The 25,038-nt window shown below is 45.9% G+C and carries 21 protein-coding genes and 1 tRNA gene; 17 read left to right on the top strand and 5 right to left on the bottom strand.

Annotation, left to right across the window (positions count from 1 at the left end):
- Nucleotides 1–18 precede the first annotated feature (18 nt).
- The 10 genes from ACBZ72_05730 (at nucleotide 19) to ACBZ72_05685 (ending at nucleotide 10,772) form a co-directional block, all read left to right on the top strand.
- Nucleotides 19–1,032: a deoxyhypusine synthase family protein gene (locus ACBZ72_05730; protein XES78653.1), complete on the top strand. Its 1,014-nt coding sequence runs from the start codon at nucleotides 19–21 to the stop codon at nucleotides 1,030–1,032.
- Nucleotides 1,029–1,268 (top strand): hypothetical protein, encoded by a 240-nt coding sequence (locus tag ACBZ72_05725; protein ID XES78373.1) that lies wholly within the window; start codon nucleotides 1,029–1,031, stop codon nucleotides 1,266–1,268. The genes ACBZ72_05730 and ACBZ72_05725 overlap by 4 nt, the downstream gene beginning before the upstream one ends.
- A 34-nt stretch (nucleotides 1,269–1,302) precedes the next feature.
- A tRNA-Gln gene (locus ACBZ72_05720) sits at nucleotides 1,303–1,378 on the top strand.
- 628 nt (nucleotides 1,379–2,006) lie between these two features.
- Nucleotides 2,007–2,705, top strand: coding sequence for a glycosyltransferase family 2 protein (locus ACBZ72_05715; GenBank protein XES78372.1), 699 nt, complete (start codon nucleotides 2,007–2,009; stop codon nucleotides 2,703–2,705).
- 198 nt (nucleotides 2,706–2,903) lie between these two features.
- Entirely contained in the window at nucleotides 2,904–3,878 is a 975-nt protein-coding gene (locus ACBZ72_05710) for an NAD-dependent epimerase/dehydratase family protein (protein XES78371.1), read from the top strand.
- Nucleotides 3,827–4,882, top strand: a complete 1,056-nt coding sequence (locus ACBZ72_05705; protein ID XES78370.1) for an NAD-dependent epimerase/dehydratase family protein — start codon at nucleotides 3,827–3,829, stop codon at nucleotides 4,880–4,882. The genes ACBZ72_05710 and ACBZ72_05705 overlap by 52 nt, the downstream gene beginning before the upstream one ends.
- Entirely contained in the window at nucleotides 4,883–6,055 is a 1,173-nt protein-coding gene (locus tag ACBZ72_05700) for a glycosyltransferase (protein ID XES78369.1), read from the top strand.
- A gap of 45 nt (nucleotides 6,056–6,100) precedes the next feature.
- Entirely contained in the window at nucleotides 6,101–7,282 is a 1,182-nt protein-coding gene (locus ACBZ72_05695) for a glycosyltransferase (protein XES78368.1), read from the top strand.
- Between the two features lie 42 nt (nucleotides 7,283–7,324).
- Nucleotides 7,325–8,458, top strand: a complete 1,134-nt coding sequence (locus ACBZ72_05690; GenBank protein XES78367.1) for a glycosyltransferase family 4 protein — start codon at nucleotides 7,325–7,327, stop codon at nucleotides 8,456–8,458.
- 760 nt (nucleotides 8,459–9,218) lie between these two features.
- Nucleotides 9,219–10,772: a DUF2206 domain-containing protein gene (locus ACBZ72_05685; protein XES78366.1), complete on the top strand. Its 1,554-nt coding sequence runs from the start codon at nucleotides 9,219–9,221 to the stop codon at nucleotides 10,770–10,772.
- 58 nt (nucleotides 10,773–10,830) lie between these two features.
- Here the strand turns inward: ACBZ72_05685 and ACBZ72_05680 are convergent, their stop codons facing one another.
- Nucleotides 10,831–11,238 (bottom strand): NUDIX domain-containing protein, encoded by a 408-nt coding sequence (locus ACBZ72_05680; GenBank protein XES78365.1) that lies wholly within the window; start codon nucleotides 11,236–11,238, stop codon nucleotides 10,831–10,833.
- Between the two features lie 398 nt (nucleotides 11,239–11,636).
- On the opposite strand from ACBZ72_05680, the gene ACBZ72_05675 reads away from it, so the two are divergent.
- Nucleotides 11,637–11,774: a CxxC-x17-CxxC domain-containing protein gene (locus ACBZ72_05675; protein XES78364.1), complete on the top strand. Its 138-nt coding sequence runs from the start codon at nucleotides 11,637–11,639 to the stop codon at nucleotides 11,772–11,774.
- A gap of 304 nt (nucleotides 11,775–12,078) precedes the next feature.
- Nucleotides 12,079–12,417, top strand: a complete 339-nt coding sequence (locus ACBZ72_05670) for a hypothetical protein (protein ID XES78363.1) — start codon at nucleotides 12,079–12,081, stop codon at nucleotides 12,415–12,417.
- Nucleotides 12,418–12,480: 63 nt separating this feature from the next.
- Here ACBZ72_05670 and ACBZ72_05665 read toward each other — a convergent pair whose 3' ends face one another.
- The 3 genes from ACBZ72_05665 to thpR form a co-directional block, all read right to left on the bottom strand.
- Complete coding sequence (locus tag ACBZ72_05665) at nucleotides 12,481–16,845, bottom strand: AAA domain-containing protein (protein ID XES78362.1); 4,365 nt, start codon at nucleotides 16,843–16,845, stop codon at nucleotides 12,481–12,483.
- A 125-nt stretch (nucleotides 16,846–16,970) separates the two neighbouring features.
- Nucleotides 16,971–18,422, bottom strand: coding sequence for a CCA tRNA nucleotidyltransferase (cca, locus tag ACBZ72_05660; protein XES78361.1), 1,452 nt, complete (start codon nucleotides 18,420–18,422; stop codon nucleotides 16,971–16,973).
- A gap of 15 nt (nucleotides 18,423–18,437) precedes the next feature.
- Nucleotides 18,438–19,004: an RNA 2',3'-cyclic phosphodiesterase gene (thpR, locus tag ACBZ72_05655; GenBank protein ID XES78360.1), complete on the bottom strand. Its 567-nt coding sequence runs from the start codon at nucleotides 19,002–19,004 to the stop codon at nucleotides 18,438–18,440.
- A gap of 323 nt (nucleotides 19,005–19,327) precedes the next feature.
- Here thpR and ACBZ72_05650 point away from each other — a divergent pair, with 323 nt between their 5' ends.
- From ACBZ72_05650 to ACBZ72_05630, 5 genes are all read left to right on the top strand, one after another.
- Nucleotides 19,328–19,894, top strand: coding sequence for an AAA family ATPase (locus ACBZ72_05650; protein XES78359.1), 567 nt, complete (start codon nucleotides 19,328–19,330; stop codon nucleotides 19,892–19,894).
- Entirely contained in the window at nucleotides 19,882–20,307 is a 426-nt protein-coding gene (locus ACBZ72_05645; GenBank protein XES78358.1) for an RNA-binding domain-containing protein, read from the top strand. Before ACBZ72_05650 ends, ACBZ72_05645 begins: the two co-directional genes overlap by 13 nt.
- The gene (locus ACBZ72_05640; protein XES78357.1) at nucleotides 20,304–21,326 is read left to right on the top strand and encodes an MBL fold metallo-hydrolase RNA specificity domain-containing protein; all 1,023 of its coding nucleotides are present in this window, start codon (nucleotides 20,304–20,306) and stop codon (nucleotides 21,324–21,326) included. Before ACBZ72_05645 ends, ACBZ72_05640 begins: the two co-directional genes overlap by 4 nt.
- Nucleotides 21,327–21,506: 180 nt before the next feature.
- Nucleotides 21,507–22,622: a GNAT family N-acetyltransferase gene (locus ACBZ72_05635; protein XES78356.1), complete on the top strand. Its 1,116-nt coding sequence runs from the start codon at nucleotides 21,507–21,509 to the stop codon at nucleotides 22,620–22,622.
- Between the two features lie 88 nt (nucleotides 22,623–22,710).
- Nucleotides 22,711–23,979, top strand: a complete 1,269-nt coding sequence (locus ACBZ72_05630; GenBank protein ID XES78355.1) for a hydroxymethylglutaryl-CoA reductase, degradative — start codon at nucleotides 22,711–22,713, stop codon at nucleotides 23,977–23,979.
- A gap of 58 nt (nucleotides 23,980–24,037) precedes the next feature.
- On the opposite strand, the gene cysK is transcribed toward ACBZ72_05630, so the two are convergent.
- The gene (gene cysK, locus ACBZ72_05625; protein XES78354.1) at nucleotides 24,038–24,958 is read right to left on the bottom strand and encodes a cysteine synthase A; all 921 of its coding nucleotides are present in this window, start codon (nucleotides 24,956–24,958) and stop codon (nucleotides 24,038–24,040) included.
- Nucleotides 24,959–25,038 lie beyond the last annotated feature (80 nt).

Below are 25,038 nucleotides of genomic sequence, written 5' to 3'. Positions count from 1 at the left end.
TCGGAGAGTTGGGTTTTGATGCAACGAAAGGACTACCTCCAAAACCCCGTTGAACAAATGAAAATAGCGGCGCCGCTCACCGTCAATCAGCTAATGCAACAGTTCAGCGGGTCTGGCTCGTTTGGAGCGGGCAGATTAGCTTCGGCTTGCGACATTTATGAAAAGATGCTCCGCGACCAAGACTGCACCGTGTTTTTGGCGCTTTCTGGTGCGGTGGTTCCAGCGGGGTTGCGGGTTGTTATCAGCGATTTAATACGCAAAAGACTAATTGATGTGGTGGTTTGCACTGGCGCCAGCATGGTTCACGACGCTATTGAAGCAGTTGGTGGACGACACTACAAAAGCAGTTGGATAATGGATGACTATGAGCTTTACAAGTATCACCTTTTCCGAATCTACGACATTTTGGTGACTGAAGAAGACTACCTTCAACTGGACTATCAACTAGCGGAATTATACGGCAAAATTGCACAGAAACAAAAAGGAAACGCCCTTTCGTCCCGCGAGTTCGCAAGGGAACTGGGCAAATACCTTTCTGACCCACAATCTATTCTGAGGTCCGCCTACGAGATGGATGTACCCATTTTTATGCCTGCACTGCGGGACTCAGAATTTGGCTTTATTCATTGGTTGCATTCTTCGCAGCAAAACCGAGAAAACGTGCTGTGCGTGGACGCCTTTAAGGAAGTTCCTGAAATCTGTGGCATCTGCGGGCAGTCAACCAAAAACGGCATGGTGGTCATTGGTGGAGGGGTGCCGCGTAACACGGTGCAGTCTGCTGTGTTGGCTTCCAAAAAGGGGATGGACTACGCTGTGATTATAACTTTGGACCGACCGGAAACGGGTGGTTTGTCAGGGTCTACTTTGAAGGAGACCATTAGCTGGGGGAAAGTGAAGGATGGTGCTGACAAAGTGATGGTTATCGGTGAAGCTACTATGGTTTTTCCCATTATGGCAGCATCTGTGCTGGAACGGTTAGGCTCCACGTTTCAGCGTACGTTAACAAACAAACCTTGGAGGTTGGAGTCATGAAAACTTCTGACGAAGCAGCAAACGGTAGGTTTTGTGGCAACTGTGATGGGCATAATTGCTATGAGTACCCAAGTAAGGTGTTTTGTAGCACCCGTTATACTCAAAATAAGGATCCCATCGTGGACACGTTAGGTTGCTGCAGTGACTGGAGCCCTGTAAGTCAAGAATGCTACTGTGTGCGGGAAGCCATAAAAGCTCAAGAAGCAGCTAATGGCAACGTTAAAGTTATTACTTAGAACCTTCCTTTTTAGGTGGCGCATCGGTTTTTGGAGCCCGGTGGTGTAGTGGCCAAGCATAGGGGCCTCTGGAGCCCTTGACAAGAGTTCGAGTCTCTTCCGGGCTACCACTTTTAATTGGAGCTGTCTGAGTGCGTTCAATCATTTTTCTTGATGACTTTTGTATATCATTCAAATCACTATGGCTTATTGTATGTAACATTCCGTGTTTTGTTGAATTTTTTGTTATTAAAAAACTTTATAAGTGCTGATTTGCGAATGATTTAGTGGGGTGATTCCCAAAAAATTTGTTGCCAACTTTTACCGTAAATTCTTGTTCTTGATAATCGTGTACTTGGTGCTATGCATTCTGTTGGCCTTAAACTAACTGTAATGCGCTTCGACTTTAGTGTATTTGTTTGTGGCTCTCACAAAAAACACTCCATTTCGTGACATCGGCATAATTGTTTTCTTTGATTATCTTTAAAGTTTCAACAAAAGTGTTTGGTGTTTTGTTTCTTCCCGAAACTGCCCCTTTTGATTAAAAAGCGTCCAACGATTCGAATCAAACAAGAATTGATTATAAAAGCACGGGAAATGTTTTTTACGTGCTTGCTTCGAGTCCGCTCCGTCACGGAGGGATTCCGTAGATTATCTAACATTTTGTGTTTGGGCTTATCCCTGTTTGAGATCCCAATGAGTGATATTCATTTGACTTTTGATGTCCCCACTTCGTGTTCTGTGTGAGGTTTTTCGAACATGACCCGAGCAGGCTACAACAGTTATTCCTCTACAAAAATCGTTATTATTCCAACTTTGAATGAGGAACTTGGAATAAGACAAACGATTATGGACCTCAAAAGAAACCTAAACGAATTTTATATTCTTGTCGTGGACGGGAACAGCACTGATAGAACCGCCGAGACTGCAAAAGATTTTGGTGCCGATGTTACTTTTCAAGAAGGAAAAGGAAAAGGCGATGCCTTAGCTCAGGGCTTTAAACAAATTGGGTTTGGCATAGAATATGTTGTGTTAATTGACGCAGACTATACATACCCAGCAGAATACATACCCCACATGGTACGTATATTGGATGATAACCCTCTGGTGGGTATGGTGTGTGGCAACCGTTTAACCAAACGACCTGACTCAGAGGTTCTACAGACGAGGTTTTTTATCGGCAATCGACTGCTTGCTTTTGTGCATAACACGTTTAACGGGATATCTTTACGGGACCCTCTGACGGGTTTGCGCGTGGTGCGTACAAGTATTCTTTCGGATTGGGTAATTAAGTCTAAAGGCTTTGACATAGAAGTTGAATTAAACTGTCAAGTAAAACGAAGCGGCTACCACATAGTAGAGGTACCCATCGAATACAGAAAACGCGTAGGCAACAAAAAACTCGCTTTAAGGCATGGGGTAAGCATTTTAAAACGAATTCTAACCGAATCCATCTAACTTGCCTTGGCGCCATGCTGCCTAGCCAGAGTTTTGCCCCAATGTCGGCTCTCTGCAGATAAATGAAGTTGCTGTTATGCAGTCGTGTCATGGATACGGCGAAACGTAAGTTGTACTTTTGGGTATTTTTTGTGTTTGATTTTGAAGCGTGGTCCGAAAGTGAAGTATTGTTAAAAGAAGAGGTGATATTTAACGAAGGTGTTAGTGGCTGGGGGTGGCGGTTTTATTGGTAGCCATCTGGCTAGAGCCTTAAAACAGCAAGGTAACTTTGTGCGCGTTGCAGATGTAAAATTTAACAATTATATCAAAGAAAAATACTGGGATGAAAAACTGAGATTGGATTTGAGGCGCTGGAAAAACTGTCTTAAGGTAACCGCAGGCATCGACTGCGTCTATAATCTTGCTGCGAACATGGGCGGTATAGGGTTCATAACTGATGTTGGCGCTGAAGTTATGCACGACAACACTTTAATCAATGCAAACATGATTGAAGCCTCAAGATTCAACGTGGTCAAACGGTACTTGTTCTCTTCATCAGCCTGCGTATATCCAACCTACAGGCAAACCCGTCCAAACCTGAAGGGGTTAAAAGAGCAAGATGCTTATCCCGCTGACCCTGACAATTTTTATGGTTGGGAAAAACTTTACACTGAAAAAATGTGCGAAGCATACCAACGTGATTACGGCATGGATATCCGTATTCTGCGTTATCACAACATTTACGGACCCGAAGGAACCTATGCAGGTGGCAGGGAAAAATCGCCTGCTGCGTTATGCCGCAAAGTAGCACAAGCCACGGATTATTCTGATGAGTTGACCATTTGGGGTGATGGAAACCAAACAAGGTCCTACTGCTACATTGACGACTGCGTTGAAGGCACTATTCTGCTTATGGACTCCACCTACAACAAACCCCTCAACATCGGTTCGGAAAGGCGGGTTTCCATAAACGAATTGGCTGACATAATAATGAACATTGCCGGTAAACACCTCAAAAAACGGTATGACCTTACTGCTCCACAGGGAGTCCGCGGAAGAAATGCTGACTTGACATTAACACGCGAAGTTCTCGGGTGGGCCCCAAAAGTTAGCTTAGAGGAGGGGCTTGCTAAAACTTACACGTGGATTGCGATGCAGTTGCATCAGAAAATTATGCCCGCATTGGAGGCTTAGCTTTCTCTTCGTTACAAGGAACTAACGTTCTAGTTACTGGCGGGGCTGGCTTTATTGGCAGTCATTTAGTTGATGTTTTGCTTTGCCAAGGGGCACATGTGAAGGTAGCTGATGACTTAAGCCGAGGCTCCATCCGAAACCTCATGCACTGCCTTGACGAAATCGAGTTTGTTAACTGTGACTTAGCCTGTCCAGAAAGCGCCCCGCATGTTTTGAAAGATTGCGATGTCTGTTACCATTTAGCAGCTGTAGTAGGTGATGTGCAATGGATGAATACTCACCCGTCAGAAATCTTTAGGTCTCTGCTAATAAATTATCATGTGATTGATGCCTGCCGAAAATTGGACACCGCTAAACTGCTTTTTGTCTCCTCTGCCTGTACTTACCCGGTTGGGCTTCAATCTAATCCAGAGTTGCCTCCCTTACGCGAAGAAGACATGCTAACATTTGGTGCTATGCCTGACGGTGACTACGGCTGGACTAAGCTTCTGGGCGAAATTCAATGTAAAGCATACAACAAAACCTATGGGACTTCAGTGGTTGTGGTTAGGCCGTTTAACCCCTATGGACCAAGGGAGTCTTTTTGTCCTGAGGATAGTCATGTAATTCCTGCTTTAATTAGGCGGGCTTTGAATCGAGAGAAGCCTTTCGTAGTGTGGGGTGACGGCAGGCAAAGGCGGGCTTTTACGTATGTGACTGACCTTGTAGAGGGCATGATTTTAGCATGTCAAAAGCTGCCAAATGCGGAACCCGTGAATCTGGGAGAGTCTACGGACATAAGCATTAATGATTTAGCTGAATTGATTTTGAAGCTTACTGGTTTTGACACGCCGATAGTGCATGATGTATCTAAGCTTAGTGGGGTGCGTTCAAGAAAATCGGATATGTCCAAGGCTATGAATCTTTTAGACTGGCACCCCAAAGTTTCTCTCGAAAAAGGTTTGAGAAACACTGTTGAGTGGTATCTCAAGAATCAGAAACTGTCCAGCTTAATCTACGGTTAGGTGGTTAGTTTGTTTTTAACGGTTTTCATCATACTACTCTTCATAGCCCTTATTCCCTATCTTATTCGCATCGCCCTTTTTGTTTACTCTTTTTCAATAACAAGCGATGCAACCTCAACAAAAAAAGTTACGAACCCCCCTTTCTTTCCAAAGGTATCCATCATTTTACCAGTTTACAACGAAGAAAAGCTCATCAGCCGTAAGATGAATAATCTTTTGAGTTTGAGCTACCCAAAAGATAAGGTGGAGGTTATCGTAGTTGACGGGGGCTCCACTGACAAAACTGTTAAGCTGCTGGAAGGCGTTGAGGATGACCGTTTAGTTTTGGTTAAAAACCAAGCGCGGGAGGGTGTAACCCAAGCTACTAAAGATGGTGTACGCATTAGCACGGGGGATGTAGCTGTTTTGACTGATACTGAGGCGTTGTTTGATGAGGATGTTTTACTGCTTTTAGCTGAAGACTTAATGGACCCAAAAGTGGGAGCCATTACAGGCGTCGAACAGATAGTAAACCCCAAAGAAAACCTTGTTACGCAAATGGAGCACACTCATCGTTCACTTTACAACACCTTCAGCATTTCTGAAAGCAAAGTTTACTCAACCTACTATTTCCGAGGTGAATTCGCCGCGATTAGACGAGAGCTTTTTCCTATGAACGTTGACAGCCGAAAAGGTATTTTAGACGTTTGCATCTCCCTATCCGCAATACGCGCTGGATATAAAGCTAAATGTGACCCCCGAATCAAATTCTATTGCTTGGCAACAAACCGTTCAGATGACCGAAACCGACAGAAAATTCAACGAGCCACCCTTAATCAGGAAAGCATGCTCCAAAACCGCGACCTCCTGTTCACACCCACCCCATTTGGTCGAGTTATCTTCCCCAACACTTTTGCAATCCACTTGGTTTCACCTTTGCTTTTTCTATGTGCCGTTTTGTTGATTCCGCTTGTTTTGCTCGAATTGCCTTGGCAACTTGTAGCCCTAATTTGTGTGTTTATTGTTGCGGTTTTTTTGCCCTCTAAAACCCGCAATATTCTCATCGCTTTTATTCAATTGCAGCTTTATCTTTTGATTGGTTTGATGAAAGCTACTGTTTTTGGGCATTCAAGATTTCTTAAACAGGTAAAGACGACAAGACGAGAATTTGACATGCACAGTAAAGGCGTTTAACCTACCTCCGAAACGCCTGTCTAGGCAGTGAAACTTGGTGACATAATGCGTATACTTGTGGTTGCGGTCGCTTTTGCGCCCTCTTTCGCGTTTGGAGGTGCACCAAAAGTAGCGTATGACCTTGCTAAAGAGCTGGCGAAAAGGAACCATGATGTAGTTGTCTATACGAGTGACGCGAAAGATGCGTACTCCCGCTTATCGGACGCGCCACTTCGGTTCATTGACGGAGTTGAAGTTCATTATTTCAGGAACCTAACCTTGGCTTCAGTTCGCGCAGCTAAACAGTTCATAACGCCAAACCTTATCGAAACGGTTCAACGGTGTGTGCAGAGTTTTGACGTGATTCATCTTCATGAATACCGCTCCTTTCAAAACATTGTAGTTCATCATTACGCAAAAAAATATGGTGTTCCTTACTTGCTGCAGGCACATGGTTCACTAATGCTTGACCAAACCAAGCGGAACATGAAACGGGTTTTTGATGGGTTTTTTGGTTATCGGTTACTACGGGATGCGTCGACACTGCTGGCGTTAAGCAAAACGGAACAGTGGGAGTACCACCAGATGGCTCCTCACATAAGTGTTGAGGTTCTTCCAAATGGGGTTGACCTTTCCTGTTACGAGGTTCTGCCTCCAAAAGGTGCCTTCCGAGTTCGGTATGGAATTCCCGCCGACAAGAGGGTCATACTGTTTTTAGGGCGGCTTCATTGGAAAAAAGGTGTTGACCAGTTAGTTAATGCATATGCGTATTTAACGAAAAATTTACATTTCCACGAATCGACACTTTGCATAGTTGGACCCGACGATGGTTTCTTAAAAACGCTCCAAACACAAGTCAAATTCTTAAATCTACAAGACAGCATTCACTTTGCTGGGCCTCTTTACGGTGAGGACAAGTTAGCGGCACTTAACGATGCAGATGTATGTGTTTTGCCTTCACGATATGAAGCTTTTCCAATGAGCGCCCTTGAAGCTTACGCCTGCGGCAAGCCCGTCATAGCAAGCAAAATACTTGGACTTCAAGAACTTGTACAAGCAGCAGGAGGCTGCCTTTATGAATCTGAAAACGTTAGGGAGCTGGCTGAACTTCTTTTAGGGTTGTTGCTTGATGAAGAAAAAGCAAACACCTTGGGTTTGATGGGGAAACATTACGTCAAAGAGCATTTTTCTCTTCAAGTTGTCGTTGATGACCTGCTAAGAATCTACACTGAGGCTATGCATTCCTGATTCAAATGCCCCGGCTTCACAGCTTCAGCTTCGGGTGATTTGTTGAAAATACTCAGTGTCATAGCAGGTATCCTACTTGACGATGCAATGTCTAAGCGCATACTGAACATCAATCGGCTTCTGATAGAGTTAGGTCACCAAGTTCACCTCGTACAGTACGCAGAAAAAAAGGCGTGGCTAAAAACTGGGGGAAACGCCGTTGACCTGAGCGTTTTTGACCATTCAATCGTTTTTTCTCCAAAAGCCCTCACAAATCTAACTCACCTGCGCGGCCTTGGCAAAGAAAACTATGACTTGATGTACGGAAACACCTACGGAGGCGCCTTTTGGTCAATTCTGGGGAAACTAAAGCATGTACCTCTTATCTACGACATGCACGGAAGTGCCATAGAAGAACATCGTCTAAATACAGGAAACACCCAAAGCTTAACAGGGGCGATACGTCTCTTATCAAAAACTGCCGTTGAAACGGCCGCAATTTCCTTCTCAGATAGAATAGTTTGCGTTTCAAACAAAATGATGCTTTACTTAAAAAAATATAACGGCGGGTCTTCTAAAAAGACCTATTACGTCACAAACGGCGTTGACTTGAACTTATTCAAACCGGTAAGCGACGTTGATGCTTATTCACTCAAAAGGAAACTGGGTTTAGACGGCAAGTTTGTTTTTGGCTACATAGGGGACACCCAGAAGTGGCAAGGCTTGGCGAACTTCATTTACGCGGCTAAGCTGCTCCGTAACCCTAACGTTCAGTTTTTAGTTGTCGGTACAAACCAAAACAAGACGCAAAAAGCTGGTAACCTTCTGTTTGTTCCACGGGTTAGCCACATACAGGTTCCCCTATACGCGGGGGTCTGCAATGTTCTTGTCCTTCCAAGACCCACTCATCCCGCAACCGAAATAGCCGCTCCAACAAAATTTGCTGAATACGCAGCCATGGGTAAACCCATATTGACCACCAACGTTGGTGACGCCGCCGAATTGGTGACCCGATACAACTGTGGTCTCGTGACAAAAAAAAGCGCGGCAGTTGGCTTATTGGAAGGTTTTGGGTCGTTTACGCAAAAGCCAGTAGACCTGCTTAGGGAAATGGGGCATAACTCAAGGGAACTGGCGGAAACGGAGTTTGATTGGAACAAAATTAAATGGAATTTAAGCCGAGCAATTGCACTTTAAACTTGCTATATGCTTCTTTTCAGGGAACCCCTTCCCTGCTCGCTTTTTTGTTTCTATTTGGCTACACTGACGCCTTGTGATATGCCCAAGAGGTGAACGCTTGCAAGTACAACATGCTTTAAACGTTAACTCATGGGGACTCAAAGAATTCCTTTTTTGTGTATTGTCAATTCAAGCGTTATTTTCTGTCCTGATAAGTTTGAATTGGCTGGGTTTTCAAACTCCGATTTTGACGCAACTGGTTGGCTTCTGTTATCTAGTGTTTGTTCCAGGGATGGTGCTCTTACGTTTCTTGCGGATAGCCAAGCAAACCACAACAGAAGCATTATTATTCACAGTCGGTTTGAGTCTTACCTTGCTTATGGCACTTGGACTTCTGCTAAACTCACTAAGTGCCCTTTTCGCAATCGGCATAGTTTCTTTGATTCCTTTTTCAATCGCCGTGAGCGTAGTCGTCTTAATTCTCTGCGGCATACTTTATATGCGGGAAAAAAACAAGCCTCTGCTTCCAGTTACCCTGCAAAATGACCCTTTCCCTGTACGCACGCTTATAATTTGTTTGCTTCCGCTTTTGAGCATCCTTGGCGTCTATACAATGAACGTCTACGGGCAAAACCTCATTCTTCTGCTAACTCTTCTGGTTTTGTCTGTTACACCAGCAGTAATCTTTATCAAAAAAATCCCCTCCAGACTATACCCTGTTTTGGTTTTCTCTATTAGTTTATCCCTTCTTTTTTATTCGTCTTTGATTAGCAACAACTTGACTGGTTGGGACATACACAACGAATACTACTTTGCTAGCTTGGTTCAATCCGAATCGTACTGGAATCCTGCCCTGCCTTTCACTTATAATTCTATGCTCAGCGTTGTTATGCTTGCCCCTATTATCTCTGAAGTCTGCAACCTCAATTTAGTTTGGGTTTTTAAAATAATCTATCCAATCTTGTTCTCTTTAGTTCCCGTTGGCCTCTACGAATTGTTCAAAAAGAAAACTAACGCTTCCATCGCGTTTCTTTCAAGTTTTTTCTTCATGGCATCTTATGTTTACTATCAAGAAATGACTCAAATAGCGCGTCAAGAAATTGCGAGCATTTTTCTAGTGTTACTTCTTCTGTTGATTGTGGAAAAAAATTGGCCAACAAAAATCAGGAACGTTCTGTTTTTTGTTTTTTGTGCTTCTTTGGTTATTTCTCATTATGGGCTTTCTTATTTTTTCCTGTTTGCCCTGAGTCTTACGTGGGTTATTCTAAAGTTAACTGAAAGTAAGAAGCTTCAAACGCTGATTAGCCGATTAGTTAGAAGACCCGCTCTTTCTAAAAGGGCGAACAATTTAACTGTAGCCAAGTCTGATGGCAATTCACTTGTTGCGGTTTGGTCAATACTATTTTTTGCAGTCGTTACCTTCACATGGTATTATCTCGTTTCGAGTTCCACGCCTCTTTTTGAGTTTATTGACATAGTCAATCACATTTTTTCTTCTTTCCTCGTTCAGTTCATCAACCCTGATGCCTCTCAGGGTTTGGCGATTTTAGTCACTCAACAAGGATTATTTTTTCACTTGCTGAACAAAGGGCTCTTTTTGCTTTTTCAATTCTTCATAGTTGCCGGATTTTTCTGGGCAGTTCTTCATGAACGATTCACTAAGTTCAGCAGGGAATACTTAACTTTCTCTTTTGTTTGCTTAGTTGTTGCTCTTGCTTGTGTTGCAGTTCCCTATTTTTCCGACGCGCTTAACGCCTCCCGCCTTTACCTTATCACCTTGTTTTTTTTAGCGCCCTTCGCTATTCTTGGATTCTTAGTCCTTTTGGAAAAAGTGTCTAATCTAATGAAACTCAAGGTTACCTCGAAAATTGGGTTAATGTTTCTGTCGGCACTTTTGGCCCTGTTCCTATTGTTTAATTCAGGCTTTGTTTATGAAGTGACTCAGGATAATCCGACTTCGATGTCGCTTAATAACTCCCTTGATTATCCCCGCTTTAGCGACGCGGAAGTTGAAGCTGCAAGATGGATGGCTTTTCAGTCAAGTCAATACCCATTTAATGTTACTGTTTATGCAGATTTTTATGGTCGAACAATTCTTTCTGAATTTACTTTTTGGAATTTAGATACGTTTTGGGGGGACACCGAACGGTTGCCTCCGCACTCTTTTGTTTTTCTTCGGAAAGAAAACCTTAACGGAACAATAATGACGGCGTATGTGGAGTATCCCGACAGTGAGCCTTTCGAAAACTCTGTTTTCGCTACTTCTGCTTTAACCCAGTCAATCCAGATATATGATGATGGGGATGCGCAAGGTTATTGGCTTATTCCATAAGTAGCTGGTTGATGACCTGCTAAATTCAGGCTGCGTGGTCAGCTGGCTTTTAAGGTAACTACGTTTTCTTTGTGTCTCCAGAACTTGAGGTGGCTTGTGATTCATTAAGTCGTCTCTTCAGGTGATATAATTCGATTATTTCCCATGTGGTGCTGGATACTTTTAAGTTTGAGCCATCAAAAAAATCTATGAACCTGATTTCGTTTTCGGGTTCAGCAACACCGACCGTTTCCATTAAGAAAACTTTATGATCGTTTGTGAATGACGGGTATTCGAAAAGGAACTGGCACTTCACGGTTTGTAGTCCTGTTTCTTCTTCTAGTTCTCTTATCGCGGCGTCTCTTCTACTCTCTCCACTTTTGGCGCCGCCGCCTGGAAGGAAAAAGGTTCTGTTGTTGCGGCTGACAACCAGAATACCCTCTGGCGTGTCAACTATGGCTGTACCTCTTCTCCTTTTGCCTATCACTTCTTCTCGCTTAAATAAGTAGTATTGTGGCTTAATAGTTGTTTTCTTTCTTACGATTCCTTTTGGGTAGACGCCTCAGAATTGGTTAAAGCTAATCATCTTTTGGGGGAGAACCGACTTTATTTACCTCCCTTTTCATACTGACGTGTTTATCATCACAGGCGCTTAAATTCTCCCGATATTATAGGAGTGATTTCTGTTTTCCCGTAAAAGAAGACCCTTGACAGATTAGAATACTTCTATAGTCAAAGAAATCTTGAGGCGACATTAAATTTTTGAAAATTCTGAGTTTTGATGATGCAAATATTTGTAGGGACAGATACGCTTAGATAGGTGTACATTATAACTAACTCTGTACAACTAAATTGTACCCGCTGTAGAAGGAGTTGAAAAACTAGATGTATAATAAAGAATCACACAAGGCAACCTGCGCTGAATGCGGGAAGGAATGTGAAGTTCCTTTTAAACCCGATGGTACAAGGCCAGTGTACTGCCGCGAGTGTTACGCAAAACGAAGACCTCCGCGAAGATACTAAGCTTACATTAGAATCTAACCTCACTATTTCATTTTTTGTTTATAGTTCTTTTACACCCAAATTCCTAAGGGTGCAATTGAACGTTAGTATCTCCGTGGAAAAATGACTCCTACACTCTGTTGTAGCTTTGTTTATTTTGATTTTTTCCTTGAGAAATATTTTTAAAAAACACTGTTATGTTAACTATAAGAATTGCCTATTCTAATTTATGCGAAGCAGAGTTGGTAATCTGCGTGAATTGATTTTGCAAGAAGCATTAAATTCGCCCCTTTCATTTAAGTGAAAGAAAATCGGGGGACATGAAATGGTTAGACGATCCATATTTGACCAGATATTTAAAGAAATGCAGAGTATCCGTTTCCGACTCGACGACCTTGAAAACAGCATGTCGAACTGGAAGCCACATCCAATGGAAATTGCGGAATCAAAACTAATTGCCCTGCCTGACCATCTACGGCGGACTTATTTGGTGGTTGTTTCTAAAGGAGAATGCGCCGCTGTTCACGTTTCAAATCTTACTGGACGGTGCCGCGCCATCGAAAGCAATTACCTGAACCAGCTAGCGCGGATGGGCTGGCTCAATAAACGCAGAATTTCAAAGACGACATTTTTCCGTGTGGTTTCTCCTTCCCTTCTCAGATGACACTGTGGCTATTCCTGTTTTCGTGGAGCATAACGGATCCAGGCAAGGTCCACAGCCATCTGGTTAGGGTGATTTAGCGTAAACTTCCACCTTAACTTCGGCTGCCGTCTGTCCAGTGAATTCCTGCAAGGTTCCCCTCCACAGAGGGTTTGCGTCTGCGGTGAACCCAACCGTCTGGGCGATGCCTCGCCAAAGCAACGCCTTGTCGTAGTCCCGAGCGTCTTGGGGCATGAATTGGAAAATAGATTTGCTGGCGACAATTACAAGTTTCTTTTTCATGCGAGACACAGCTACGTTAATGCGGTTCAAGTTAAGCAGAAAGTCGCTTTCGGCGCGGACATAATCAGGGTCGCTGACTGTAGATGAAATAATGATGAAGTCGCCTTCTCCGCCTTGATACCTCTCTACTGTGTCCACACGGATTTCCCCGCGGTCAGAGAGCAGGTTTTTTATTAACCCCCGCTGCGCGTTGTGCGGCGTAACAATCCCAACATTGTTTGAAGGTGCATTTCTTACCAGTGCCTCAATAATTTTGGCTTCAACCAAGTTGGACTGAAAACTTTCAGCCTCATCATGCACTATGAGGACAAACACGTTTTCAGGCTTCAATGCAGCCAAAAGCCCCGCGGTTTTTGGGTTTGCAAGCTGTAGGGTCTGTTTTTGGTCTGAGCGGAAGTCGATGCCGTCTTTCTCGTACACCCATTCTTTAAGAAACGCTGCGACTACTTCGTGGCATCGGTGGCTTTCGCTGAGCCGCTCCGCAGGAATATTCGCCTTATGTTTGCATTGGATATGCTCAAGGCCAAGGTCTTCTTGACGCAGCAGGCGAAGGAAGTCTTGCGCGGATAAGAATGAGGCCATTTCTTCGATTGTGCGGCGGTCTTCTTTTTCCCAGTTATGTGAGACAATAGGCGGCAGTTGCCGATGGTCCCCCGCAACCAAGATTTGAGCGTTCTTTTTGACGAATGCTCCTGAAAGAATCAGTTCAGGCAGCCGCATCATGCTGGCTTCGTCAACTGCAAGTAAGTCAAAGAAACCTTCGCCCCATGGGGGTTCGCCTTCACCGATTTTATTCATTAATCCATACATACCCGGCGGGGTTACACAAACAATCAGGGGGGAGCAGTCTTCGTTGTCGGGTACCAATTTGCCCTGATTTATGAGACTTGCTCGAAGCTGGTCCACGGCTTCTTTGTCCTCGTTATAGTTAAGGTATGTAACGCCATCAAAGGCTGTTGCTGCTGAAACATCACTGCTTAACACACGGTAAATCTTCAGATCCCGCAAATCCACTCCGCCATCAGCAAGGTACTCATGCCAAGCGTTTGCAAGTTTTGCGACGAATTCGTGGATAGCTTTGTGGGTGGGCGCAACCATCAACACACGGCAACGGGCGCTTGCCCCATGCGCCGCGATGTGTGCCAAAACCGCCAGCTGCAACGACTCCGTTTTGCCCGTTCCAGGCGGTCCCTGAAGCATAACGATTTGTTCAGGACTAAAAATGCGGTCGATAAACGCTTTCTGTTCTGGTTTGGGTGCATGACGCCTTTGGTCAACCCAACCCAAAAATCTTTCTGCTCCTGCTTTTGGTAATGCCTGATGTTCAGAGGGCACATTCTCGCCCGTCAAGAAGCCCGAAAGCAGCCTGTAAAATGCGTTACTGTCGGTGTATTCTAGACATTTACCTGCCCTTTCAGAGATGATGTCGTCGGCTAACTCGTCAAGGATGTATGTTCTTCCTGTCTCGAAAAGCTGGTAGCATCGGCTGCGGCTGGCTTTTTCAGGGTCAGTGGTGGGTAAATTGTGCCATGCACTGTATTTTCTTTTCTTGCCGCTTGGCCAAGTAACCACTTTGATGATGATTTCCATTTTGTTGAGGTTGACTGTTTGGACGATGGCGCGTGCGGATTTCTCAACTTCAGAAGGTGACCTTTCTTGGGCTTCTTCAAAGAGTCCCTCCTTGTTACGTTTAACTTCAGTTACAACCAGCCAGTCACCTGAGCCCGAACTGTCGGAGCCTTTGAGTCTACAGGCGTTGGCGGTGCAATCCCCACTGGGGAGGCCGATGCCGTCATAAACCATTTTGCCCCTAACCGTGAATTCCCGTTCCGTTTCCTCCACGCTTGTGCATTCAAAAATCACGGATCGCCCAGTGGCTACCCGTTGGTAAGGCAGCAACGCATAATGCTGGTACATTTCTTGGCGTTTGGAAAAGTATTCCAAGTCAAGGAATTCTCTACAGCTGCGCTCTAAAGTTGCGGTTCCCAGAGAGAATTCGGCGATTTTGGGAATGGGTATTGGTTTTTTGCCCAGCCGCCTGTTTCGTATGTTTAGTGACCGCTCGATATGTTCAAGCGCAACGCACAGTTTTATGCCCAGCAAGGTGAGTTCTTCGTCGCTTACGCGGCGGGTTTTCTGTGGATAATCGCACCACATGCGTTTCTCAACAAGCACTTTTGCCCAACCCGTTTCGTTGTAGTTGTCAAGGCGTCCTTTGGCTGCCCAAATATATTCAATGGGGATTTGGTTTCCGAAACGTGCCCGTGCAGGGTAGCGTCCCTCATGGCGCCGGTTGTCGTGGAAATCAAGGATAAACGTAATTGCCCCCTCTGGGGTCCGACAAAATGGGAGGGTAAAATTGAAGAAACCCTGCTGGAAGATTCGGCGTAAATCTACTGTTGACCCATCTTGGCGTTGGACGTTCCATTGGTTCCAGTCAAAGTAGCCGCTTTGCTCAAGGACAGGCAAAAGCCCCGTGCTGTGAAATCCGGCTGCTTTGCGAAGCAAGACTTCGTTTTGAATGATAGAGAACATGGGTTGGTCGATGGCTTGTCTTAGTCCCAGAAGGTCCCTGACTGCTTTAGCGCTTATAAGAGAAGGTTGACGCCTAACTGCCTCCATCAGTTTGTCACGTTCATGTTGAGTGTAAAAGTAAAGGTGAACTGGTGTCTCGTCAGGGCATCCAACTTCTGCGGCTACCTGATTCATGGCGTTGGTGACTTTTGAAAAGAATTCCTCCAGCATATCTTGCTCTTCTTCAATGCATTCTTTTCGGTCATCAGGCAATCCGCCAATAACTATGGATATGTCAATTGGTTTCCCGCGGTATCGAGTACAACTTATCCGGGCGCTCACCATCGACAAGACATCCAACATGTAATCCCACTGAATGTGAAAATACACGCGTACCATGCTGTCGGGCTTAAACAAAAGCGCCATGTTACTTCCTTCTTGCGCGCTGTCCTCAGGAAGACCCCCATATCCCGTGCCGGTCAGCCAAGGCATCCAACGAGTCTTGTTTACGTATGGGCTTTTAGGGCGGATCCAACCGAGCATGAATTGGGCACGTTGAACCATACGGTCCAGTTTAGGTCCAATAATCAGGTCAGCTGAAAGCGCCTTAACTTTCTTGGGTTCACGTGCAGGAATTTCTTTAAAGTTATAGGGCTTTTGAGAGCAGGCATCGGGCACAACCTTTAAGCGGGCAAGGTCCTCCAACTGCTTTATGCCCTGTTTCTGTAGTGCGTGCTGTTCGCCGCGGGTGAGGTTAAGAAGGGCAATGCTTTCGCTTTCTACAGCGCGAATGACGCAGCATTCGTTGTAACCGCAGTTGTCACAACGCAAACCCAGTTGATATTCTACCTTTGACAGTGGAGTTTGGTGAATTCGGTAAAGCTCTCCATCCTTGCAAAGAAGTCGTTCTACATCCTGAATGAGGGGTTCAAGCTTGAATCGGGGCATGCTTGTGTAGGTGAGTGTTTCTAAGTCGGATTCTTTGTTTATTACTCCGCCTTCTATGTCCACCTTGAATAGCTTGTCCAAGCCCTTAGAAAGCAGCAGCGCATAAATTGCCACCTGAATCCGATGAGCCGTTTGTTCCTTCCATGACGATTTAATTTCAAAAATCCGCACCCTGACTCTGCCGCCTTTGGCGGGCCAAACGCCAATGAGGTCTGCCCGCCCTTTTAACTCCCAGATGCCGACACGTCCAACCATAGGCACCTGATAGAGAAGAATAGGTTTTGCGTCTTCAGAATACGGGGTACTTAGCTGCTTTGTGATAACCTCCTCCAAGATTCGGCTGGCTTTTTCCCCTGCGTTTTGCCATCCGCAATACTTTGAGTCTATGTCAGTTAAGTCGTGGTATTCAGCGGCTTTTGCCTTCAACTCTGTTATTTTTGCCTCTTCGAGTTCTCTACCTGCACCATAAAGCAGAGGGCTGAGTGGCTTGAAGGCTTCGGGCCATTTGCGGCTTTTCTCCTCAGCTTTTCCTTCGGGACCAAACTTGAGCTTGAAATATCGGGGGCAGCAGTCAAAGCGAATGTATTCGGCGATTCCTGAGGCGTCCAGCGAGGGCAAATCCCCCGTTTCATTGTTGCCTGAGGCTTTTTCTTCTGAATAGTTGGGGTTATTTCTGGGGCTGCTCAAGTGTCTTTAATCCTCACATATAGCCTAAGCTGGATAAGATAGCAGTTTAATAGTGATGTTCCAGTTAAAAGCCGTTATCCAAAACCTAAAGCAAACCCAAAACCAAAGACACTACCAGCCAGAGCCTAGCTCACTGGCTTTTTACATTTTGGTTCAAGCCAAAATGGCTTGCCTGAAAGAAAACTTGTCAGGTACTGAGCAAACGTTTCGCTGTAGCTGTAGTGTTCAACAATTTGGTCGCCGACAAAAACCAGAAACCGTTTACGTGCCTCTTGAGCTATAAGTTCCGCCACACCTGCCTTTCTGCCACCGTCTTTCACTTTCTCCTGCAGCAGCGCGGCTGCGTCGATGAATTTTCTGTACACCTCCACAACCCAGCGTCCTTCTTCGATGAATGGTCCAGCCACCACATTGCTGTTTGAGTGATACTTCTCCAAGAAGCGGCTGCATTCGTTTTGCAACTCCAGTGGGGGACCCAAATGCTTCTTGATAGAAGGTATGATTTGCTGGTCGATTTCGAAAACGAAAACCGAAAACAAAGCGTCCTCTTCGCTCCACACTTCATCCCGCAGGACATTAAAGTCGGCGAGTTCAAGCTGTTTTCGTAGCGCTTTTCGAGTGCGGTGCAGTTGTCCCCAAAGCACGTCAGGAACTGCGTTGATTTTGCCCAAAACAAGAAAGAGCACTGTGGAGCCGCGGTTCATAAGAGCCTTTTCAAATTCTTCCAAGCTGAGAGGGGTGACTTTGAGTGGATAAAAGAATTCGGCGATGGGTTCTTTGAGGAAGGCGCGGCTTGCGGCGACGAATGTGTGGAGCCGTTGGGGTTGGACGGCGGAGGCGACGTTTCGGGCTTTATCGACGGGGTCCACGATGACGAGGGGTTCAGGGAAAAGCAGTTCAAGTTCCCGTTGCCTGTTCTGATAGTAACCTTCAATGTCTACTGTTCGTTTGGGTTTGTGGTTCGCGAAGGCTTCAAGAACTTTCTGAAATGAACCGTAATGAAGCACCAACAGTTCGCATAAATAGCCGCTGAAGCCGCCTACCCTGATTTCTGCCCCGTACACACCAATGCCCTTCATGAACCGCTTCAGTAACCTAACATCTCCTCGTAGGGCTTTGCTTAGGTGCATGTTGATGTAGTCAGTGTGGTAAGGCGTTCGGTCAGTGGCGCTTAACCATTCTCCTGGTTTGGCGTCGTAGCAGGGCACAATATTCACGCGAACATCATGTACAAATGCTTCCAGATAGGGGTGCTCAGCAAACCGCTCCACTTGCACTGAACCCGCAGTGGCTTTACGGGCAACTTTGAGGGCGATTTCGCCTAACGCCATCCGCGGAATAGATGTGGGCAGCCGCATAAAAACGTCAATGTCAGGGTCCTCACTTAACCAAGTGTCCTTTGCAAAAGAACCCTCCACCCTCACCTCAGCTTTAACGCCGAATTCTTCGCATGCAGCCCCAACTTTTTGCTCCAACTCTTTGGCAAGTGCACCTTTTTTCTGTCTGTCTTTTGGAGTTGGAGTGCTTTTCTGAAGAATCTGGCTGGTCACAGTTTCCAGCGTGGGTGTGGCGGTCATGGCGTTACCTTTCTGCTATTTTGGGCAGTACTCTTTTAGTGCGGAATATATTGGGCCATTGGGTGTTAAGACGCTGCGTTTGAGTCGAAAACATTGGGCTTTGGTTGTTCCAAAATCGTAGGTTTTGTTTTTGGTGACGTAATCCGCCAGTTGCGGTTTGTTTCGGGCTGAACGAACCCGCGCAATCGTCAAGTGGGGGCTGAAAGCGTTGCGTTCCGCGGGGAACCCCAAGCTCTGTAGTTTGGGTTCGATTTGGTTAAAGACGTTTTGGAGTTGGTCTGCGCCCAACGCAATGCCTGCCCATAACACTCTTGGGTAGTTCAAGTTGGGAAAAACCCCAACGCCCGTGAGTTGCACAGGAAACGGCTTAAACTGGGTTTTCTTCATCTCTTCAAAGATTTTGTCAGCCATGCTCAAAGTTATGTCGCCAAGAAAACGGATAGTTATGTGGATGTTCTCAGTTTCAACCAGTTTCAGATCTGCGCCTGTCTGCACAGCCTTCGTCTGCATGTACGCCAGTTTCTTTTTTACTTCTGGGTTATCTACGTCAAAGGCTAAGAATGCTCTCACGGACTCAGACATTGCAAAGTTCCTCAGATAGTAGGTTTATGTTTTCAATCATAAATGCTTTTAATATCGTTGTTGCGATTTTGTTTGACTAAACGGTTATAAGAAACTTATACGGGTGACTATTTTATGACTGAAGCACCAAATTGTCCTTGCCCCAAACGGGACTGCTCCCGTCACGGCAAATGTACCGAATGCGTCGCGCATCACAAAGCCAAAAACGAGTTACCCTTCTGCGCAAGATAACCGCGTCTGTGTATGCTTGCTGGTTGAACAGGAACATTTGCAAATGCTTTTTAATTGTGAACAAAACTAATGCTAAACGCAGAGGACTAGACGTGGACACTAATAAACTGGTAATCGGCTTAACTGGCATGCCGGGTTCAGGAAAAAGCCTTGTTGTGGAAGCCGCCCAAGAACTCGGATACGACGTGGTGACCATGGGTGACGTGATTCGGGGTGAAACTGCACAGCGAGGATTGGAGCCAACCCCTTCAAACGTGGGCGAAGTCATGCTGGAACTTCGTGAAAAAGGCGGCGTAGGTGTTGTAGCTGAGATCTGTGTACCTAAAATTTTGGAAAAACATAGCTCCAAAGTGATTGTGGATGGGCTTCGCAGTTACTCGGAGGTGGAAGTGTTCCAGAAGCGTTTGGCAGATTTCAAGTTAATCACCGTGCATTCTGCACCTGCAATCCGCTTTGAGCGGCTTTTTGTTCGGGGCAGAAGTGATGACCCAAAAACTTGGGAGGTTTTTCACGAGCGGGACATGCGTGAACTGAGCGTAGGCATCGGGTTTGCCATCGCGTTAGCCGAAAGTGTTATCGTAAACGATGGGACCAAGGAAGAGTTGTTCGTGAAGGTTGCTGAGTTTTTGAAAAGGATTGAGGAGAAATGGCGCAAGTAACTAAGATGTCTATAGAAGTAGATGTTAATCCAACTGAGTCCGAAGAGAAAGTCAAAAAAGCAGTATGGAACCTTTTCGGAGATGTGCCCACCGAGCTTAAACCTGCATCAAAAGGCAGTATCCTAACAGCAGAAGCCAAAGGCATCGAACCCCTTGGCACCTTTCGCAACGTTTTGAGCCGAGACAAAATCCGTGATGCCTCCCGAAAAGCCCTCTTTCATGGATTACGCGGTGACACCTTCACTTTCTACCTTAACAAGCAAGTGGCGTATGCGGGGCATGTTTCTTTCTGTGAAGCAGACGCTGAATCACCTCTTGGACCCATAAAAGTAACCGTGCAATCCTCAGACCCCCAGCAACTCGTTGACTGGCTTGCCCCCAGAACCACCCGGTCGCGAAGTGGAACCGCTTGAATGAGAAAGCTTCGGTGACGTCGCGTGGCGCGGTATTGTTGGGTAACTCGGTAGCGTGTGATGCTTATCACGAAAATCGTCCCCTAAGAATTGTAACGCATGCGCATGCGGACCACACGGGAGGGTTACGGTGGAGTCTGCGGGAATGCCAAAAAGTTCTCATGACCAAAGCCACACGTGACCTTATCGACATTTTGGAGGGACCGTTAGGTTCAAGACTTGACGACATAGAGACGATGAATTACGAGAAGCCAATGCAGTTTGACGGTGAACGCATAACCCTTTTCAAAGCCGAGCATATCTTGGGGGCAGCGCAGGTGCTTTTGGAAACCTCCAACGGAGAACGTATCGTGTGGACGGGAGACTTCAAGTTGGAGGGTACACCTGTTTTGAACTGTGACACACTTGTGGTGGAATCCACTTACGGCAACCCCGCATGCAGGCGCAACTTTGATGCGGATGTGCGGCGGCTTTTGGTTCACATGGTGGAAGAGCGGCTTAAAAGCGGTACCGTTTACGTGTTTGGTTACCACGGTAAACTGCAGGAAGTCATGCAGATTCTTCACGACGCTGATGTTTCTGTGCCGTTTGTGATGCCTGAGAAGGTCTACAATGTTTCCCAAGTTTGTGCACGACACGGGATGCGTTTGGGCTGCATGACTTTGTCTTCTCAAAAGGAAGGCAAAATGCTGTTGGAGGAGGATTTGCCATGTGTGGCGTTTTATCACATGAACAACCGAGGAAAAGTCGGCTTAACCAACGAACGTATTTGTGTAAGCGGATGGGAATTCCGCAAACCCTGCCGACGCATCGGCGAAAAAGAACACGTTATCGCATTAAGTGACCATTCAGATTTTGACGGGCTAATTGAGTATGTGCGGCAGGCGCGTCCTAAGCAGGTAATCACAGACAATCATGGCGGACGACACGGTGAGGCGCTCGCAAAGGCTATTCATGCGCGACTGGGCATACCTGCAGTTGCGATGCCCTGCAAAAGTTACCAAGCTACTTTTAGTTAACTGGTTTCTTTGTTTTTCTTTTGTTTTGCAAAGCAAACGTTTGGTTGCCATTAAATTATTTATACCAGTTTTGCACATACAATAATTCACTTTTTCTGAAGTCACACATGCGAGCCTTGTAACACGGTTAATTGTCAATCATGTAACGAGGCTTGAACTCAAGTTTTAGCGTGATAATCCATGCGTTTCACAACGACCATAATAACCAGCCCAATTGAACTCGCCAAAGTAGAATCTGAAATCGATGCCTTCCTTGACCAACACAGCAAAAACCCCTTCATGCTCTCCCAATTTACCAAATCCGCTATGCAGCTAAACAGGGGCCCCAAAAAAACCCCTGCAGTTTTAGTTACCCGCGTAAACGGCGAAATCATCGGAGTATCCCAAGTTGTATTCAAACGGTTCTCAGGGTTACAAACAGTTTCCTTTCTTCTAAAAGACTCCCTGTCCCCCGACTTCGTTTTCGAAAACAGATACCGAAAAGAAGCTGTAGAACATCTCCTAAACCTGTTCTTTAAAAAAATGAAATGCCACTCCCTATCCCTAACATTTCCAGTTGAGTCCCCAAATCTTCCCATCTTAGAGGGACTATGCCAAAAAAACAACATCGGTCACAACAGGAAAATCGACATTGAAAACGGGCATCGTATCCTGCCCATTGGTTGTTCTTGGGAGGAGTTCCAAAAAAAGCAGGGAACAGCTTTCAGGAAAAGGTTTAGAGTAGCAGAAAGAGACCTTACCCGAGCGGGCGAATGGACCGTTACCTGCATTGAGGATTTGGATAAACAAACTGCGAACTTTGCTTTGCAAAAAATCCTTTCCATTGAAGGGAGCAGTTGGAAACAAACTTGGCGTTCTCAGCTCGGGATGAGTGCGGACGCTGACTTGTTGTGGGCGTGGCATGCTTCCATTTTTTTGGTAAATGCTAACCCCCAGTTTAAGATGTATTTGTGGTTTTTGGAAATTAATTGCCAAAGCCTAGCTTACTCAATTATTTTCAAATACAAACAAGTAGCCATTGGCGTCAAAACGTCTTATGTGGAAAAATACCGCAAGTTAGGTTTAGGCATATACATTACAAACGTGGCGATACGTGCCTTGTTTGAAGGAAATGAAGTGAAACATTTGGATTTCTTGACTAATCTTCCCCACATGAGTGTCTGGACACACACTTCCCTGCCGCGAGTCACGTTCGTAGTGAACAGAAGAAAGTCCTTTGGTCTGTTTTTTTGGGCGCTTCAAACTTTTAAGAAATCCTCACGAGCCAAAGCATTAGCAAAAAAGATTCTCTCTTAAGCAAACTTGAAATCTCAAAAATATTACGCTGCAACCGAAGTCAAGACTTAAATGCAAATTCCGATATGTTAAACGTCTGGTGCAATAAATGGAGAAATCTTCCGCCATTTCAGGCTTCTACAAACTTACTCCTCATGAACGATTAGTAAAAGTCAAAGAGTTCGCTAACTTGACCGACGAAGAAGCATCGGTTTTGTCAAACACGGGTGCCTTGCCCATGGCTGTCGCGGACCGAATGATAGAAAACGTCGTTGGAGCTTTCCCCTTGCCACTGGGAATAGGCGTAAACTTTCAAATCAACAACAAAGACTACCTGATTCCGATGGCTATTGAGGAACCCTCGGTGGTTGCAGCCGCAAGCTACGCAGCACGTATGGTGCGCGAAAGTGGTGGCTTCCACACCAGCAGCACAACACCCGTTATGATTGGGCAAATTCAAGTTGTTGGCACAAAAGACCCCTATGCAGCAAGGCAACGTGTGCTTTGTGCAAAAGCGGAAATACTCCAAAAGGCAAACGACCAAGACCCCGTTTTGAACAGTTTTGGCGGAGGAGCCAAAGACTTAGACGCGAAAGTCATCCAAACAACCGCGGGAACAATGTTGATTGTGGAGTTGCATGTGGACTGCCGGGACGCCATGGGTGCAAACGCGGTTAATACGATGGCAGAAGCCGCAGCCCCAATGATTGAAGCCTTAACAGGTGGTCACGTTTACCTGCGTATAATCACCAATTTAGCTGTGAAGCGGTTGGCGCGTGCTTGGTGTACAGTTTCTAAAGACGCTGTTGGCGGCGAAGACGTTGTCGACGGCATCGTTGCAGCGTCAGCTTTTGCAGCCGCAGACCCCTACAGAGGTGCCACACACAACAAAGGAGCCATGAACGGCATAATCGCTGTTGTTGTAGCTACTGGAAATGACCACCGCGCCATTGAAGCCGGAGGACACGCCTATGCAGCACGAAACGGTGCCTACACAACCCTTTCTCAGTGGGAGAAAAACGGCAACGGTGACCTTGTCGGCTCCATCGAGTTGCCTATGGCAGTGGGGCTTATCGGCGGCGCTGTAAAAACTCACCCAACCGCAAAAGTTGCCATGAAAATCCTCAACGTCAAATCAGCCAACGAATTCGGCGAAGTCCTTGCAGCAGTTGGTTTAGCCCAAAACCTCGCGGCGCTACGTGCGCTATCAAATGAGGGTATTCAGCGGGGACACATGTCCCTTCACGCAAGAAACATCGCAGTACAGGCAGGAGCCGTGGGTGCACAGATTGATTTGGTGGCGGAACAGATGGTGAAGGAACGTAAAGTCCGCGTGGACCGAGCCAAAGAACTCCTCGCTTCCGCGGCACCTACATAGACCACCTTTTTCTCCTTTTTAGAAATCTTTTTTGTCGAGACATGCACCGCCAGTTTTCTTATTGAAAGAGCGGTATGCTGAGGTAGCGTTCACCCGTGTCTGGAAGAATAACCACGACAAGCTTTCCTGCATTTTCAGGTCGCCTGGCAAGCTTCAACGCCGCAAACGTAGCAGCCCCCGACGAAATCCCCGCTAAAATGCCCTCCTTCTTCGCCAACAACCGCGCCGTCTCAAACGCATCCTCATCAGAAACTGGGAAAATTTCATCAATCAAGTCCCGCCTAAAAATGTCGGGAACAAACCCTGCGCCGATGCCTTGAATTTTGTGGGGGCCTTTTTTGCCGCCGTTTAGCACTGGCGAATTTGCGGGTTCTACAGCAACTGCTTTGAACGTGGCTTTGAGGGGTTTAATGTATTCAGCGATGCCTGTTATGGTTCCGCCTGTCCCAACACCAGCAACAACCATGTCAACTTTTCCGTCGGTGTCCGCCCAGATTTCGGGACCCGTTGTTTCGCGGTGGATTTTTGGGTTTGCAGAGTTTTTGAATTGTTGCGGGATAAACGAGTTAGGTGTCTGAGCGGCAATTTCATTTGCCTTCTGAACTGCCCCTGCCATGCCTTCTGAGCCAGATGTGAGAACCACTTCCGCCCCGTAGGCTTTCAGCAAGGCTCTTCGCTCTATGCTCATGTTTTCGGGCATTGTCAAAATAAGGTGATAGCCTTTTACGGCGGAAACCATCGCTAATCCGACGCCAGTGTTTCCGCTTGTGGGTTCAATTATCACGGTTTCGGGCTTAAGCAGACCCTGTTTTTCGGCTTCGTTAATCATGCTGAGGCATATGCGGTCTTTTATGCTACCGCCAGGATTGCGTGCCTCCACCTTGACAAAAACTTGCGCTTTTGAATCTGTAGCAATCTTGTTTAGCCTGACAAGAGGTGTTTTTCCTATGGTTTGTAAAACAGAGTCATACGTGTGCACCTTTGTTTCCCCACCAAAATGTCATAACACTGCTATACTCAGGGCGATATAAAACCGTATCTCCAACAAAGAAGAATCAA

It is taken from the genome of Candidatus Bathyarchaeia archaeon, from assembly GCA_041447175.1.
Classification (GTDB): Archaea; Thermoproteota; Bathyarchaeia; order Bathyarchaeales; family Bathycorpusculaceae; genus JADGNF01.
The sequence above is the reverse complement of the archived record's forward strand: the minus strand, read 5'-3'. Positions and strand labels throughout refer to the sequence as shown.

What these genes read in the sequence shown, in the direction of transcription:
- ACBZ72_05730 (XES78653.1), top strand. Translation starts at nt 19, where the DNA reads ATGCAACGAAAGGACTACCTCCAAAACCCCGTTGAACAAATGAAAATA.
- ACBZ72_05725 (XES78373.1), top strand. Translation starts at nt 1,029, where the DNA reads ATGAAAACTTCTGACGAAGCAGCAAACGGTAGGTTTTGTGGCAACTGT.
- ACBZ72_05715 (XES78372.1), top strand. Translation starts at nt 2,007, where the DNA reads ATGACCCGAGCAGGCTACAACAGTTATTCCTCTACAAAAATCGTTATT.
- ACBZ72_05695 (XES78368.1), top strand. Translation starts at nt 6,101, where the DNA reads ATGCGTATACTTGTGGTTGCGGTCGCTTTTGCGCCCTCTTTCGCGTTT.
- ACBZ72_05675 (XES78364.1), top strand. Translation starts at nt 11,637, where the DNA reads ATGTATAATAAAGAATCACACAAGGCAACCTGCGCTGAATGCGGGAAG.
- ACBZ72_05670 (XES78363.1), top strand. Translation starts at nt 12,079, where the DNA reads ATGGTTAGACGATCCATATTTGACCAGATATTTAAAGAAATGCAGAGT.
- cca (XES78361.1), bottom strand. Translation starts at nt 18,422, where the DNA reads ATGACCGCCACACCCACGCTGGAAACTGTGACCAGCCAGATTCTTCAG.
- thpR (XES78360.1), bottom strand. Translation starts at nt 19,004, where the DNA reads ATGTCTGAGTCCGTGAGAGCATTCTTAGCCTTTGACGTAGATAACCCA.
- ACBZ72_05645 (XES78358.1), top strand. Translation starts at nt 19,882, where the DNA reads ATGGCGCAAGTAACTAAGATGTCTATAGAAGTAGATGTTAATCCAACT.
- ACBZ72_05635 (XES78356.1), top strand. Translation starts at nt 21,507, where the DNA reads ATGCGTTTCACAACGACCATAATAACCAGCCCAATTGAACTCGCCAAA.
- ACBZ72_05630 (XES78355.1), top strand. Translation starts at nt 22,711, where the DNA reads ATGGAGAAATCTTCCGCCATTTCAGGCTTCTACAAACTTACTCCTCAT.